15 protein-coding genes are annotated in these 15592 nt (G+C 61.1%); 9 read left to right on the top strand and 6 right to left on the bottom strand.

Translation table 11 applies throughout. The features are described from left to right. Window positions 1–133 precede the first annotated feature (133 nt). The 4 genes from rpoH to ftsY form a co-directional block, all read right to left on the bottom strand. Window positions 134–988, bottom strand: a complete 855-nt coding sequence (gene rpoH / locus CKW18_RS00715) for an RNA polymerase sigma factor RpoH (protein ID WP_003229146.1) — start codon at window positions 986–988, stop codon at window positions 134–136. Between the two features lie 116 nt (window positions 989–1104). Then, entirely contained in the window at window positions 1105–2130 is a 1026-nt protein-coding gene (ftsX, locus tag CKW18_RS00710; RefSeq protein ID WP_095186982.1) for a permease-like cell division protein FtsX, read from the bottom strand. Further along, window positions 2127–2798 carry a cell division ATP-binding protein FtsE gene (gene ftsE, locus CKW18_RS00705; protein WP_008065082.1) on the bottom strand — a complete coding sequence of 224 codons (672 nt, stop codon included), beginning with the start codon at window positions 2796–2798 and terminating at the stop codon, window positions 2127–2129. Before ftsE ends, ftsX begins: the two co-directional genes overlap by 4 nt. Continuing rightward, window positions 2795–4285 carry a signal recognition particle-docking protein FtsY gene (gene ftsY / locus CKW18_RS00700; protein ID WP_095186981.1) on the bottom strand — a complete coding sequence of 497 codons (1491 nt, stop codon included), beginning with the start codon at window positions 4283–4285 and terminating at the stop codon, window positions 2795–2797. The genes ftsE and ftsY overlap by 4 nt, the downstream gene beginning before the upstream one ends. Between ftsY and CKW18_RS00695 the strand changes: the two genes are divergently transcribed. The 6 genes from CKW18_RS00695 (at window position 4284) to CKW18_RS00670 (ending at window position 9981) form a co-directional block, all read left to right on the top strand. Next, complete coding sequence (locus CKW18_RS00695; protein WP_095186980.1) at window positions 4284–4478, top strand: hypothetical protein; 195 nt, start codon at window positions 4284–4286, stop codon at window positions 4476–4478. The genes ftsY and CKW18_RS00695 overlap by 2 nt on opposite strands. A gap of 152 nt (window positions 4479–4630) precedes the next feature. Beyond that, on the top strand, window positions 4631–5986 hold the full coding sequence (locus tag CKW18_RS00690) for a pitrilysin family protein (protein WP_095186979.1): 1356 nt from the start codon (window positions 4631–4633) through the stop codon (window positions 5984–5986). Beyond that, window positions 5979–7469: a pitrilysin family protein gene (locus CKW18_RS00685; protein WP_095186978.1), complete on the top strand. Its 1491-nt coding sequence runs from the start codon at window positions 5979–5981 to the stop codon at window positions 7467–7469. Before CKW18_RS00690 ends, CKW18_RS00685 begins: the two co-directional genes overlap by 8 nt. Further along, window positions 7469–8083 carry a 16S rRNA (guanine(966)-N(2))-methyltransferase RsmD gene (rsmD, locus tag CKW18_RS00680; protein ID WP_095186977.1) on the top strand — a complete coding sequence of 205 codons (615 nt, stop codon included), beginning with the start codon at window positions 7469–7471 and terminating at the stop codon, window positions 8081–8083. The genes CKW18_RS00685 and rsmD overlap by 1 nt, the downstream gene beginning before the upstream one ends. 63 nt (window positions 8084–8146) lie before the next feature. Then, entirely contained in the window at window positions 8147–9142 is a 996-nt protein-coding gene (locus CKW18_RS00675; protein WP_095186976.1) for a hydrolase, read from the top strand. Further along, entirely contained in the window at window positions 9139–9981 is an 843-nt protein-coding gene (locus CKW18_RS00670; RefSeq protein WP_095187138.1) for an AraC family transcriptional regulator, read from the top strand. The genes CKW18_RS00675 and CKW18_RS00670 overlap by 4 nt, the downstream gene beginning before the upstream one ends. A gap of 102 nt (window positions 9982–10083) precedes the next feature. Here the strand turns inward: CKW18_RS00670 and CKW18_RS00665 are convergent, their stop codons facing one another. Then, window positions 10084–10938 (bottom strand): sulfurtransferase, encoded by an 855-nt coding sequence (locus CKW18_RS00665; RefSeq protein WP_095186975.1) that lies wholly within the window; start codon window positions 10936–10938, stop codon window positions 10084–10086. A 32-nt stretch (window positions 10939–10970) separates the two neighbouring features. Further along, complete coding sequence (locus tag CKW18_RS00660; RefSeq protein ID WP_095186974.1) at window positions 10971–11642, bottom strand: TetR/AcrR family transcriptional regulator; 672 nt, start codon at window positions 11640–11642, stop codon at window positions 10971–10973. 146 nt (window positions 11643–11788) lie between these two features. Between CKW18_RS00660 and CKW18_RS00655 the strand changes: the two genes are divergently transcribed. The 3 genes from CKW18_RS00655 (at window position 11789) to CKW18_RS00645 (ending at window position 15511) form a co-directional block, all read left to right on the top strand. Beyond that, window positions 11789–13219, top strand: a complete 1431-nt coding sequence (locus CKW18_RS00655; protein WP_095186973.1) for a coniferyl aldehyde dehydrogenase — start codon at window positions 11789–11791, stop codon at window positions 13217–13219. 31 nt (window positions 13220–13250) lie between these two features. Beyond that, entirely contained in the window at window positions 13251–13796 is a 546-nt protein-coding gene (locus CKW18_RS00650; RefSeq protein ID WP_095186972.1) for a twin-arginine translocation pathway signal protein, read from the top strand. 119 nt (window positions 13797–13915) lie between these two features. Beyond that, window positions 13916–15511: a GMC family oxidoreductase gene (locus CKW18_RS00645; protein WP_095186971.1), complete on the top strand. Its 1596-nt coding sequence runs from the start codon at window positions 13916–13918 to the stop codon at window positions 15509–15511. Window positions 15512–15592: the final 81 nt, after the last annotated feature.

Raw genomic sequence — 15592 nt, 5'->3', positions numbered from 1 at the left:
ACCAGAAACATCAATGCAAACTGACACACCGCTTTCGCGAGCAGGCTCGCTCCCACAGGGGCCAGCATGTCCGCACAAATGAAAACGCCCCGATCATCGCTGATCGGGGCGTTTTTTATTGCCGAAATACCGGTTATGCGGCAATCGACAACTTGAGTTTGTTCATCGCGCTCTTCTCGAGCTGACGAATACGCTCGGCCGACACGTTGTACTTCTGCGCCAGGTCGTGCAGCGTGGCTTTTTCTTCTGCCAGCCAACGCTGGTAGAGGATGTCACGGCTGCGTTCGTCCAGCACTTCCAGTGCTTCATGCAGGTTATGGTTGGAGTTGTCGCTCCAGTCGGCATCTTCCAGTTGACGCGCCGGGTCGTACCGGTGGTCTTCCAGATAGTTGGCCGGCGACTGGAAAGCGCTGTCGTCGTCCGCTTCCGCAGCCGGGTCGAAGGCCATGTCATGGCCGGTCAGGCGACTTTCCATCTCGCGCACTTCCCGCGGTTCGACGCCGAGGCTTTCCGCCACACGGTGGACTTCCTCGTTGTTCAGCCACGCCAGACGTTTCTTCTGGCTGCGCAGGTTGAAGAACAGCTTGCGCTGGGCCTTGGTGGTCGCGACTTTCACAATGCGCCAGTTGCGCAGGATGAACTCGTGAATTTCCGCCTTGATCCAGTGCACGGCGAACGACACCAGACGCACACCCATTTCCGGGTTGAAGCGCTTTACAGCCTTCATCAGGCCGACGTTACCTTCCTGGATCAGGTCAGCCTGAGCCAGACCGTAGCCGGAATAGCTACGGGCAATGTGTACGACAAAACGCAGGTGGGCGAGCACCATCTGCCGAGCCGCCCCCAAATCCTGCTCATAGTAGAGACTCTCGGCCAGTTCACGCTCCTGCTCCGGGGTCAGCAATGGAATACTGTTCACGGTGTGCACATAGGCTTCCAGGTTCGCACCCGGAACCAACGCGTACGCAGGTTGCAAAGAATTGGTCATACGAAAAAACCTCCCACTTACATAACTCGCGCCTTTCGGCACTGCGAAAAATTGACCGGGAACTCAAGTACAAGTTCCCAAAAAAACCGCAAGGCCAATCACGCGCAAAAAAGATTCTACTTCGGCGCCAGCTCCCTGAGATGACGTGCGACTGCAATCCATGCACCGATATAACCCAACAGCACCGCGCCAAGCAAGAGCGACAGACCGTCGGCAACTGGCACTCCGGCCAGCGCGAAATCACTGCCGTACAAGCCGGCCAGTCCAACCACCGCATCGTTCAGCCAGTTCAGGCCGAACGCCAATACGCCCCAGGACAACAGTCCCGCACCGAAGCCATACAACGCGCCCATATAAAGGAAAGGGCGACGCACATAGCTGTCAGTGCCGCCGACGAGTTTAATCACTTCTATCTCGGTGCGGCGGTTTTCAATATGAAGACGAATGGTATTGCCTATCACCAAAAGTAATGCAGAAACCAGCAGCACCGTCAGACCGAAGACAAAACGATCACCAAGCTTGAGGATGGCGGCCAGACGCTCGACCCAGACTAGATCAAGTTGCGCCTGTTGTACCTTGGGCAGCTCGGAAAGTTTTTGTCTTAATGCTTCCAGGGTCGACTTGTCAACTTCGTTCGGCGTGACCAGCACTACGCCCGGCAACGGGTTTTCCGGCAACTCGCGCAGGGCTTCGCCCAAGCCGGACTGCTGCTGGAACTCTTCCAACGCCTGATCGCGGCCGACATATTCGGCATCAGCTACGCCAGGCATGCCTTTGATCTGCTCGCGCAACGCCTCGCCCTGCGCTGGGCTGGCATCGAGTTGCAGATACAGCGAAATCTGCGCCGCACGCTGCCACGAACCGCCCAGACGTTCGACGTTGTTGAGCAGCAGCGACAAGCCCATCGGCAGGCTCAGCGCCACAGCCATCACCATGCAGGTGAAAAAGCTGCCGATTGGCTGTTTGCCCAGACGACGCAGGCTGTCGAGCAGGCTGGCGCGATGGCTTTCGACCCAGGCGCGGAACAGCGTGGCGAAGTCCGGCCCGTCATCATCGTCATGTTTTTTCTTCTTCGTCGGTTGCGGATCGGCGGCCTTGGGGGCCACGCGCTCGGAAACCTTCGGACTGCGTGTCGCACTCATTCGCCTGCCTCCCCGTCGCCGATCAATCGACCGCGTTGCAAGGTCAGCATGCGGTGACGCATGCGCGCGATCAGTGCCAGGTCGTGACTGGCGATCAGCACGCTGGTGCCCAGCCGGTTGATGTCTTCGAACACGCCCATGATCTCGGCCGCCAGGCGCGGGTCGAGGTTACCGGTCGGTTCGTCCGCCAGCAGCAAGGCCGGGCGGTGAACGATGGCGCGGGCAATGCCGACGCGTTGTTGCTGACCGGTGGACAGGTCGCCCGGGTACAGATCGGTTTTATCCGACAGCGCCACGCGCTCCAGCGCCGAGTCCACACGCTTGGCGATCTCGGCCTTGGACAGCCCGAGAATCTGCAGCGGCAACGCGACGTTGTTGAACACCGTGCGATCGAACAGCAACTGGTGATTCTGGAACACCACGCCGATCTGCCGACGCAGGAACGGAATCTGTGCGTTGCTGATGGTGCTCAGGTCTTGCCCGGCCAGCAGCAGCTTGCCGCTGGTCGGACGTTCCATTGCCAGCAACAGGCGCAACAGCGTGGATTTACCGGCGCCGGAATGGCCGGTGACAAACAAGAACTCGCCACGACGGACTCGAAAGCTCAGCTCATGCAAGCCGACGTGACCGTTCGGGTAGCGTTTACCGACCTGTTCGAAACGAATCATGAACGCTCCCGCTCGGCAAACAATGCCTGGACAAAGGGTTCGGCTTCAAAGGTACGCAAATCGTCGATGCCTTCACCGACGCCGATGTAGCGGATCGGCAGACCGAACTGCTTGGCCAGGGCGAAAATCACCCCACCCTTGGCGGTACCGTCGAGCTTGGTCAGCGCCAGGCCGGTCAGTTCGACGGTCTGGTTGAATTGCTTGGCCTGGTTGATGGCGTTCTGGCCGGTGCCAGCGTCGAGCACCAGCAGCACTTCGTGCGGCGCGTCGGCGTCGAGCTTACCGATTACCCGGCGAACCTTTTTCAGTTCTTCCATCAGGTTGTCTTTGGTGTGCAGACGACCGGCGGTGTCGGCGATCAGCACGTCGATGCCACGGGCCTTGGCGGCTTGCACGGCGTCGAAGATCACCGAAGCCGAATCGGCGCCGGTGTGCTGGGCGATCACAGGAATCTTGTTGCGTTCACCCCAGACCTGCAATTGCTCCACAGCGGCGGCGCGGAAGGTGTCACCGGCGGCGAGCATGACTTTCTTGCCTTCCAGTTGCAGCTTCTTCGCCAGTTTGCCGATGGTGGTGGTCTTGCCGGCGCCGTTGACGCCGACCACGAGGATCACGAACGGTTTGTTCTGCGAAACGATTTTCAGCGGCTGCTCGACCGGTTTGAGCATCGCAGCCAGCTCGGCCTGCAGGGATTTGTACAACGCGTCGGCGTCGGCCAGCTCTTTGCGCGCAACCTTCTGGGTCAGGCGCTGGATGATCTGCGTGGTGGCTTCGACGCCTACGTCGGCGGTCAGCAGACGGGTTTCGAGGTCGTCGAGCAAGTCGTCGTCGATGGTTTTGCGGCCGAGGAACAGGCTGGCCATGCCCTCGCCGATGCTGGCGCTGGTTTTCGACAGGCCTTGCTTGAGGCGGGCGAAGAAACCGGCTTTGGTTTCCTCGGTGCGCGGGGCTTCGACAGGCGTCTCGACTGGCACTTCAACCGGCACAACCGGCGCAACGACGACGGGTGCTGGCTCAGGTTGTTGAACGACCGGCGCAACGAAAACCGGGGCAACCGGCTCTGGAGCAACCGGCGCAGGCTCGACAACCGGTTCAACCACCGGCGCCGGAGCGACCTCGGGAACAAACGCGGCAGGCGCAGGAATTGGCGGCGTCACATGGGGTGCGGCCTCTTCCACCAGTGCCACCGGCTCTTCAGCCACCGGTAAGGTCAGCCACGGCTCTGCAACCGGGGTCAGTGGCAACTCGGCAACCACTTCCGGCTCAGGCTTAAGCTCGGCCGCCGGTTGCAGCACCGGCTCGGCAATCGGCAGAACGATCGGTGCCGGCTCTTCTTCTATTACCGGAGCCGGCGCCGGGGCCGGTTCAGGAATCGCGGGCGGCTGTTCGACGACGGGTTCCTGCGGTTTCTTACGCAGCCATCCGAACAGGCTTTTCTTCTCGCCAGCCGCAGCTGGGGTCTTCTTGTCGTCGTTGGAACCAAACATGGAGGACGGCTATCTCACGGTAGCGACGCGCCATAAGGGCGCCCCGGCAAATAAATATTCGATGCAGAACAGACTGTGTTTCATCCAGCTTGTTCACGCGCAACATTTTGTCGAGGCGCCAAGGACACCTCAAAGGTCGATTATTACGAAGGACTGGAACGGCATCGTCGGCGAAAACGCAGAGTTTAGCTGACAAACTCAAAGCTTCTGCCGGAAACCCATACAACCTATCGAGCGATCAGAGGCCTGATAGGCGTGGCCGCCAGTAAAACGGATCAGTATCCTAGCACCCTCTCGCCCGCCGACGCTAAGACCAAGCGGGCAGCCCAACAGGTTAAAAAACGAATGAATGCTCTAGCCCGCCGCGCTGCAGGCCTGCTGCTCAGCACAGTCTGCCTGCCCCTTTCGGCCCTGGCGGCCGACCCGCAACCGACTCACGAATTCACCCTCGACAACGGCCTCAAGGTCGTCGTGCGCGAAGACCATCGCGCGCCGGTGGTGGTATCGCAGGTCTGGTACAAGGTCGGTTCCAGCTACGAAACCCCGGGCCAGACCGGCCTGTCCCACGCGCTTGAGCACATGATGTTCAAGGGCAGCGAAAAAGTCGGCCCCGGCGAAGCCTCGCTGATCCTGCGCGACCTCGGTGCCGAAGAGAACGCCTTCACCAGCGACGACTTCACCGCTTATTACCAGGTGCTGGCCCGCGATCGCCTGGGCGTGGCCTTCGAACTGGAAGCCGACCGCATGGCCAATCTGCGCTTGCCGGCCGACGAGTTCGCCAAGGAAATCGAAGTCATCAAGGAAGAGCGCCGCCTGCGCACCGATGACAAGCCGATGTCCAAAGCCTACGAGCGCTATAAGGCGATGGCCTACCCGGCCAGCGGCTACCACACGCCGACCATCGGCTGGATGGCAGACCTCGACCGGATGAAGGTCGAAGAGCTGCGTCACTGGTATCAGTCCTGGTATGTGCCGAACAACGCCACGCTGGTGGTGGTCGGCGACGTCACCCCGGATGAAGTGAAAACACTCGCCCAGCGTTATTTCGGGCCAATCGCCAAACGCGATGTGCCTCCAGCGAAGCAACCGCTGGAACTGGCCGAACCCGGCGAACGGCAGATCACCCTGCATGTGCAGACCCAACTGCCGAGCCTGATGCTCGGTTTCAACGTGCCGAGCATTGCTACCGCCGAAGACAAACGCTCGGTCAATGCCCTGCGCCTGATCTCGGCGCTGCTCGACGGCGGTTATAGCGGTCGCATCCCGACGCAACTGGAGCGCGGCGAAGAGCTGGTGTCCGGCGGCTCGTCGAGCTATGACGCCTACACCCGCGGCGACAGCCTGTTCACCCTGTCGGCTACGCCGAACACCCAGAAGAAAAAGACCATGGCGCAAGCCGAGGCTGGTCTGTGGAAACTGCTGGACCAGTTGAAAACCACTGCACCGTCCGCCGAAGAGCTGGAACGCGTGCGGGCCCAGGTGATTGCCGGCCTGGTCTACGAACGTGACTCGATCACCAGCCAGGCCACCGCCATCGGCCAATTGGAGACGGTGGGTCTGTCATGGAAACTGATGGACACCGAACTCGCCGATCTGGAAAGCGTGACCCCGCAAGACATCCAGAATGCCGCCAAGCTGTACTTCACCCGCGAACGTCTCAGCGTCGCCCACGTCCTGCCACTGGAGACGACTCATGAGTGAGCGCAAAACCCCACGCCTGTTTTTGCTCGGCCTGATTGCGGTCGCCGTGATCGGCTCCGCTGCTGTCTATCTGTCGCCAAGCGCTGACAGCAAGGCCAGCGAAGCGCTGGACAACGCCAAGTCCAGCCAAAAGCTGCAATCACTGGCCGAACTCGACGGTAAAGCCCCGGCCAGCCGCAAGCTCGATGTGCAGACCTGGAACACCGCCGAAGGCGCCAAGGTGCTGTTCGTCGAGGCTCACGAGCTGCCGATGTTCGACATGCGCCTGATCTTCGCTGCCGGCAGCAGTCAGGACGGCAACGCGCCGGGTCTGGCGGTGCTGACCAACGCGATGCTTAACGAAGGTGTCGCGGGCAAGGACGTCGGCGCCATCGCTCAAGGCTTCGAAGGCCTGGGTGCAGATTTCGGCAACGGTGCGTTCAAGGACATGGCGCTGGCTTCGTTGCGTAGCCTGAGTGCTGCCGACAAGCGTGAGCCTGCTTTGAAGCTGTTCTCGGAAGTCATCGGCAAACCGACCTTCCCGGCCGACTCGTTCGCGCGCATCAAGAACCAGATGCTCGCCGGATTCGAATACCAGAAACAGAACCCCGGCAAACTCGCCAGCCTCGAACTGATGAAGCGTCTGTATGGCGATCACCCGTACGCGCATTCCAGCGACGGCAATCCACAAAGCGTGCCGAAGATCACCCTCGCGCAATTGCGTGAGTTCCACGCCAAGGCATACGCCGCCGGCAATGTGGTGATCGCGCTGGTCGGCGACTTGTCTCGCGCTGACGCCGAGGCGATTGCCAATCAGGTGTCCGCCGCCCTGCCGAAAGGTCCGGCGCTGGCGAAGATCGCTCAGCCGCAGGAGCCGAAAGCCAGCACTGGCCATATCGAATTCCCGTCGAAGCAGACCAACCTGATGCTCGCGCAACTGGGCATCGACCGTGACGACCCGGATTACGCTGCACTGTCGATGGGCAACCAGATCCTCGGCGGCGGTGGTTTCGGTACGCGTCTGATGAGCGAAGTGCGCGAGAAACGTGGCCTCACCTACGGTGTGTATTCGGGTTTCAGCCCGATGCAGGCCCGTGGCCCGTTCATGATCAACCTGCAGACCCGCGCGCAAATGAGCGAAGGCACCCTGAAACTGGTGCAGGACGTCCTCGCCGACTACCTGAAAACCGGCCCGACCCAGAAAGAACTCGACGACGCCAAGCGCGAACTGGCTGGCAGCTTCCCGCTGTCCACCGCGAGCAACGCCGACATCGTCGGCCAACTCGGCGCCATGGGCTTTTATAATCTGCCGTTGAGCTATCTGGACGACTTCATGAAGCAGTCGCAGAGCCTGACCGTGGAGCAAGTCCGCGACGCCCTGAACAAACACCTGAGCACGGACAAAATGGTCATCGTCACTGCTGGCCCGACCGTGCCGCAAAAGCCGTTACCGGCCCCATCTGATAAACCTGCCGAGCAACCGCTCGGGGTTCCGGAGCATTAATGGCAACTCGATCCCCCAAAAAACCTGCGCAAAATGTCCACAATGGTGTGAACCAGTTACGCATCATTGGCGGCCAATGGCGCAGTCGCAAGCTGAGCTTCCCCGACGCGCCGGGCCTGCGCCCGACACCTGATCGCGTGCGTGAAACCCTGTTCAACTGGCTAGCGCCGTACGTTGAAGGGGCCAAGGTGCTCGACCCGTTCGCTGGCAGCGGTGCGCTGTTCCTCGAAGCGCTGTCCCGGGGCGCGGCCACGGGACAGGCACTGGATGCCAGCAATATTGCGGTCTCCAGCCTCAAAGAACACCTTGGCACCCTGCGATGCACCAATGGCCAGGTGCAGACCGCCGACGCGTTGCGCTACCTGGAAACCCAGACCGCGACTGCGTTCGACCTGGTGTTCCTCGATCCGCCGTTCAACCAGAACCTGCTGCCGGCGGTGTGCACCTTGCTCGAAGAACGCCAGTGGCTTGCGCCGGACTCCTGGATCTACACTGAAAGCGAAACCGCGCCGTCGACCCTCGGCCTGCCAGGCAACTGGCGCCTGCACCGCGAACAGAAATCCGGCCGGGTTTACTACGCGCTGTGGCAACGTACGGCAGAGATCGCCGGTTAACCGACCGGCCTGAATATGCGGCGCCCCTTCCAGCAAGGTCGCCGCTCTGCATCGAGAACCCTCGTGTCCGCTCCTTCAGAACACTTCAACCCCGCCTTCGGCCTCGGCAATCCGCACCTGCAAACCTTGTGGGGGCCGCTGTGGCGCAAAACCGTACATATCGAACGTGAACGCGAACGCCTGTGGCTTGAGGATGGCGATTTTCTTGACCTCGACTGGCATGGTTCGCACACAGCCGATGCGCCGTTGGTGCTGGTACTGCATGGATTGACCGGTTCCTCCAATTCGCCTTACGTAGCCGGCATCCAGAAAACGTTGGCCGATCAAGGCTGGGCCAGCGTCGCGCTGAACTGGCGTGGTTGCTCGGGCGAGCCGAATCTGTTGCCACGCAGCTACCATTCTGGCGCCAGCGAAGACCTCGCCGAAACCATCAGGCATCTGCGCGCCAAACGCCCGTTGGCGCCGTTGTATGCCGTGGGCTACTCCCTGGGCGGCAACGTGCTGCTCAAACACCTCGGGGAAACCGGCAGCGACAGTGGCGTACTCGGCGCGGTGGCGGTGTCGGTGCCGTTTCGACTCGACCAATGCGCCGACCGCATCGGCCGGGGGTTTTCCAAGGTCTATCAGGCGCACTTCATGCGCGAGATGCTCGCCTACATCAAGAACAAGCAACGGCAGTTTCAACATGACGGGCGTGAAGACGGACTCGCCGCGCTGGCAGCCCTTGGCTCGCTGGAAAACATGCGCACGTTCTGGGATTTCGATGGCCGGGTGACTGCGCCGTTGCACGGATTTGAGGATGCCGAGGATTACTACCGCCGCGCTTCAAGCCGCTACTTTCTCGGCGAGATTCGCACGCCGACCCTGATCATTCAGGCCGCAGACGATCCCTTCGTGTTCCCGCACAGTTTGCCGCAGGCCAGTGAGCTGTCGGCTTCAACCGCCTTCGAATTGCAGGCACGCGGCGGGCATGTCGGCTTTGTCGACGGTTCGATTCGTCAGCCCGGCTATTACCTGGAACGTCGCATACCACGATGGCTGGCGCGCGTGCCCGCATGAGCGATCAGGGCGAGTCGATCCGTTTCTGGCAAACCGTGCCACTGGCCGGGGTCGAGTTGCTGTCGGCGCGCTACATCGAGCATCGTTTCGCCCCCCATGTGCATGACGGCTATGTGATCGGCATGATCATGGCCGGCGCCCAGCGTTATCGCTATCGCGGCGCCGAACATCTGGCCGGCAGCGGCACGCTGGTGCTGATCAACCCGGACGAATTGCACACCGGGCACAAGGGCACCGAGGATGGCTGGCTGTATCGGGCGTTTTATCCCGACACCGCGCAAATCGTTTCGCTGCTGGATGAGCTGGAACTGTCCACCACGAACCTGCCGGCGTTCGGCGCCACGTTGTATCGCGATGCGGATCTGGTCACCGGGTTTTCCCGGTTGCACCATTTGCTCGAAAGCCCGGCCACCGCGCTGCAACAGCAAACGGTGTGGCGCGAGATGATGTTGCGGCTATTGCAGCGCCATGCGGCAGTGCCGGTGCCCGGACGAGCCGGCAAGGAACACCGCGCGGTGCTGTTGGGCAAAGAACTGCTGCACGCACAACTGGCAGCGCCACCGTCACTGGAAGAACTGGCGGCGGCGGTCAATCTGTCTCCGTTCCATTTCGCCCGGGTGTTCCGCCGCGCTACGGGTATGCCACCGCACACCTGGCTGATGCAACAGCGCATCGCCCAGGCTCGCGCACTCCTGCAGCACGGCTGCTTGCCGGTGGAAGTCGCCACGCGACTGGGCTTCGCCGATCAGAGCCATTTGAGCCGGCAGTTCAAGCAGGCTTATGGCGTCGGGCCCGCCGTGTACCGCAGTGCCCGACAGGTTCTTTCAGATAACGAATAACCAATGTGGGAGCGAGCCTGCTCGCGAAAGCGGTTGTTCATTGAACATTGATGTCGACTGATCCGACGCCTTCGCGAGCAGGCTCGCTCCCACAGGTGTTGGTTATTCGCCGGTGGCGATACCGCGCGACGGCTCGTTGATCCACTCACTCCACGACCCGGCGTACAGCGAACCCAACGGATAACCCGCCAGACACAGCGCAAACAGGTTATGACACGCCGTCACCCCCGAGCCGCAATAAGCCACCAGTTCCGCCGGCGAACGCTCGCCGAGTTTCGCAGCAAAGCGCTGCTTGAGCTGGTCTGCCGGAAGGAAGCGCCCGTCACTCCCGAGGTTGTCAGTAAACGCCGCACATTGCGCGCCGGGAATGTGCCCGGCAATCGGGTCGATCGGTTCCACTTCCCCCTTGAAGCGAGGTAGCGCGCGGGCGTCGATCAGGGTCAGCGTCGGCTGGCCGAGGCGCCGCTGCAACTGCTCGGCACTGAGCAGCAGGCGCGTGTCCGGCTCACCACTGAAATTACCCCGAGTGACCGACGGCGCATCGAGACTCAGTGGCAACCCGGCGGCGTGCCAGGCCTTGAGCCCGCCATCGACAATGAACACGCCGTCACGCTTGCCCAGCCATGCCAGCAGCCACCACGCCCGCGCGGCGTAGGCACCAGGGCCGTCGTCATACAGAACCACGTCGCTGTCGGCGTTGATGCCCCATGCCTGCAGCCGCTCGATCAACGTGGCCGGATCAGGCAGCGGATGGCGACCGGTCTGGCCTTTGATCACTTTGCCACTGAGGTCACGCTCAAGATCGGCGAAACTTGCCCCGGCAATGTGCCCTTCGGCGTAACTGCGTTGCCCGTAATCCGGGTCTTCGAGGGCAAAGCGGCAATCGAGAATCACCAGCCCCGGTTGTTCCTTGCGGGCGTCCAGTGTCTGCGGGCTGATCAGTTGCGCAATCGGCATAACGAGCTCCTGTGGAATATCAACGGCACTGTTTATTTCACGTCTTCGAGGGCCTGGGCCAGCGGTACATAAAATTCATCAAACAGCGCATTAACCTCATCGCGTGCCTGATCGGTGACAAAACCGGCTTCCAGCACCAACACCTGATACACGCCGCGTTTAACGGCCTGTTCGCTGAGGTGATTGGAGTTTTCCCGGGTGGTGCACAGGAAACGTACCCACGACGTCAGGATGATCCAGGCATTGAGGGTCAGGGACTCGATCTGCACACGATCCATCTTCAGGATCCCGGCGGCGACAAAGCCTTCGTAGATCGCGGCACCCTGAATGACACAACGCTGGGAAAAACGGCGATAACGGGCGGCCAGTTCCTGATCGCTGTCGAGCAGATGCTCAAGATCGCGGTGCAAAAATCGGTAGCGCCACATCGCCGACAGCAGTTCCTTGAGGTAGAAACGCTTGTCTTCGACCGTTGCGGCGCGCCCGTGCGGCGGGCGCAGGAAGCTGTCGACGAGGCTTTCGTACTCACTGAACAACACGGCGATGATCGCCTGCTTGTTCGGGAAGTGGTAGTACAGGTTGCCCGGAGAAATCTCCATGTGTGCGGCGATGTGATTGGTGCTGATGCTGCGCTCGCCCTGTTGATTGAACAGCTCGAGGCTGTTCTGCACGATGCGCTCGCTGGTTTTTATTCGTGGGGCCATGGCTTGAGCTTTAATTCAGAGTGCGGTGACGGGCATCTTACGACCTAACCGGAAATGGATAAAACAAAGCTGTGACAGGAAGTGATTTGACTTTATAGAGCATAGACTCTAAAAAGTGCCTCACTACAATAAATCCGGAGCTGATGATGACTGCCGACATTGCCTACCTGCAAACGCTGCAACAGCCACTGGTGGCACTGGATCGGCTGTTCGAGGCGCAGCGGGCCGCCTATGCCGCCAATCCGATGCCACCCGCCGCTCAACGCCAGCAATGGCTCAAGGCGCTGCGCGATTTGCTGAGCAATGAGCGTCAGGCGTTGATCGAGGCGATCAGCGCCGATTTCAGCCATCGCAGTGCCGATGAAACCCTGCTCGCCGAGTTGATGCCGAGCCTGCATGGCATTCACTACGCCAGCCGCCATCTCAGGGGCTGGATGAAATCTTCGCGGCGCAAGGTCGGCATGGCGTTCCAGCCTGCTTCGGCAAAAGTGGTTTACCAGCCGCTGGGCGTGGTCGGCGTCATCGTGCCGTGGAATTACCCGCTGTATCTGGCCATGGGCCCGCTGGTCGGCGCCTTGGCGGCAGGCAATCGGGTGATGCTCAAGCTCAGCGAATCGACCCCGGCCACCGGCCAGCTACTCAAAGCGTTGCTCGCGCGAATTTTCCCCGAAGACCTGGTGTGTGTAGTGCTGGGCGAAGCCGATATCGGCGTGGCGTTTTCCCGTTTGCGCTTCGACCACCTGTTGTTTACCGGTGCCACCAGTATCGGCAAGCATGTGATGCGCGCGGCCGCAGAGAACCTCACGCCGGTCACGCTCGAACTGGGTGGCAAGTCCCCTGCCATCGTCTCCCGCGACGTGCCGTTGAAGGACGCCGCCGAGCGCATCGCCTTCGGTAAAACCCTCAACGCCGGGCAGACCTGTGTCGCTCCCGATTACGTGCTGGTGCCGGAAGACCGGGTCGGCGGCTTCGTCGAAGCCTATCGCCAGGCGGTTCAGGGTTTTTATCCGACCCTCACCGATAACCCGGACTACACCGCGATCATCAACGAGCGCCAACTGGCCCGGCTCAACGGCTACGTCAGCGATGCCACCAGCAAAGGCGCGCTGCTGATTCCGCTGTTCGATCAGGCTCAGGGCCGGCGCATGCCGCACAGCGTTTTGTTGAATGTCAGCGACGAGATGACCGTGATGCAGGACGAAATCTTCGGCCCGCTCTTGCCGATCGTGCCGTACCGGGATCTGGAGCAGGCATTTGCTTACATCAATCAGCGCCCGCGACCTCTGGCTCTTTACTACTTTGGCTACGACAAACGCGAACAGAACCGCGTGCTGCACGAAACCCACTCCGGCGGCGTGTGCTTGAACGACACCCTGCTGCATGTGGCGCAGGACGACATGCCCTTCGGCGGCATCGGTGCCTCGGGCATGGGCCATTACCACGGTCACGAGGGTTTTCTGACGTTCAGCAAAGCCAAAGGCGTGCTGGTTAAACAGCGCTTCAATGCGGCCAGACTGATTTATCCGCCTTACGGAAAATCGATTCAGAAACTGATCCAGAAGCTGTTCATTCGCTAAACCTCGTCATCGCCGCCGGGTAATAAAAACAATGCACCCAAGCCTGACCGATACCCCTGCACTGTCACGCCGTGGCTTGCTGAAATTCAGCCTCGGCGCCACGGCGTTTCTTGCCACCGCCGGGCTTGGCGCCAGCCTCAGCGGCTGTTCGTCGAGCGTCGCGGCCAATGGTTTCGTGACCTTGCGCGACGGCGACCTGCTGTTTTTGCGTGCACTGATTCCAGTGATGCTCGACGGCGCCGTAGCGGCCGAGAAGATGCCGGGGGCCGTTGATGGCACGCTCAAATCGCTGGATTACAGCCTTGATCATCTGTCGCCGGAAATGCTCAAACTCACCCGACAATTGTTTGATGTATTGGGCATGGCCGTGACCCGTGGGCCGCTGACCGGGATCTGGGGCAGTTGGGAAAACGCCACGCCCGAGGCGCTGCGCCATTTCCTCGATCGCTGGGAAAACAGCACATTGAGTCTCCTGCGCATGGGCCACAGCTCTCTGAAGCAAATGGTGATGATGGCCTGGTACACCCGCGCCGAGTCCTGGGCGCACTGCGGCTACCCCGGTCCGCCCACTGTCTGAAACCGAGGCGCGCCCTTCGCGAGCAAGCCCGCTCCCGCATTTGAAACGCATTCCCCTGTGAGAGCGAGCCTGCTCGCGAAGGGGCCCGCAAGAACTACAAAAACAAGAGAACCTGATCGATGCCCGTACCCGATCCCTTCCGCGAAGGCCTCGCCCGAGGCTGGAAAACCTACAACGGCGCCCAGCTCACCGATGACCTGACGCTCGAAGCTGATGTTGCGATCATCGGCAGCGGCGCTGGTGGCGGCACCACGGCAGAAATCCTCAGCGCCGCCGGCTATAAAGTGCTGCTGATCGAAGAAGGCCCGCTGAAAACCAGTTCCGATTTCAAAATGCTCGAAGACCAGGCCTACAGCAGCCTTTATCAGGAAGGTATCGGCCGCATGAGCAAGGACGGCGCGATCACCATCCTGCAGGGCCGCGCGGTCGGTGGCACCACGCTGATCAACTGGACCTCGAGTTTCCGCACGCCGCAGCCGACCCTGGAACACTGGGCCAAAGAGCACAACGTCAAAGGCCACAGCCCCGACGAGATGGCGCCATGGTTCGAAAAAATGGAGCAGCGCCTCGGCGTCGCCCCATGGATGGTTCCGCCCAACGCCAACAACGACGTGATCCGCAAAGGCTGCGAGCAACTCGGCTACAGCTGGCACGTGATCCCGCGCAACGTGCGCGGTTGCTGGAACCTTGGTTACTGCGGCATGGGCTGCCCGACCAACGCCAAACAATCGATGCTGGTCACGACCATTCCGGCAACGCTGGAAAAGGGTGGCGAGTTACTCTATCTGGCCCGGGCGGAAAAGCTGCAGATCAGCGGCGATAAAATCACCAGCCTGCAATGCGTGGCCATGGACGAGCGCTGCGTCGAACCGACCGGCCGCAAAATCACCATCAAGGCGCGGCACTACGTGCTGGCCGGCGGCGGTATCAACAGCCCGGCATTATTACTGCGTTCGGATGCGCCGGATCCGCATAAAACCCTCGGCAAACGGACGTTTCTGCATCTGGTGAACATGTCCGCCGGGCGCTTCGATGAGGTGATCAATCCGTTCTACGGCGCGCCACAGTCGATCTACACGGACTATTTCCAGTGGAAGGACGGCGCCACCGGGCCCATGGGCTACAAACTCGAAGTGCCACCGCTACACCCGGCACTGGCCGCTACACTGCTCGGCGGTTTTGGCCAGCAGAACGCGGAGCACATGGCCGACCTGCCGCACACCCACGCGATGCTCGCGCTACTGCGCGACGGTTTTCACCCGGACAGCCAAGGCGGCAGTGTCGAGTTGCGCGGCGACGGCTCGCCGGTGCTCGATTACCAAGTCTCGCCGTATGCCTGGGAAGGCTTGCGCCGCGCATTCCACAGCATGGCCGAGATCCAGTTCGCCGGCGGCGCCCAAGCGGTGATGCCGATGCACGCGGACGCGCGCTACGTGAAAACCCTAGCCGAGGCGCGCACGCTGATCGATGGATTAAGTCTTGAGCTGTATCGCACGCGCCTTGGCAGCGCCCACGTCATGGGCGGCTGCGCAATGGGTGAAGACCCGAAGAGCGCCGTTACCGATAGCCTTGGCCGCCATCATCAACTGAGCAATCTGTCGATTCACGATGGCTCGCTGTTCCCCACCAGCATCGGCGCCAACCCACAGTTGTCGGTGTATGGTCTGACAGCACAATTGGCGACGTCCCTCGCCGATCGCCTGAGAAATCCATGAAAAACCGTATTATTGCGATCGTCTATAGTGCTTTCTTACCCAACAGGCGACTTGGCCGACCGGGACGGCTGCGATACCATC

The organism is Pseudomonas sp. Irchel 3E19, assembly GCF_900187585.1.
Taxonomy (GTDB): domain Bacteria; phylum Pseudomonadota; class Gammaproteobacteria; order Pseudomonadales; family Pseudomonadaceae; genus Aquipseudomonas; species Aquipseudomonas baetica.
The sequence above is the reverse complement of the archived record's forward strand: the minus strand, read 5'-3'. Positions and strand labels throughout refer to the sequence as shown.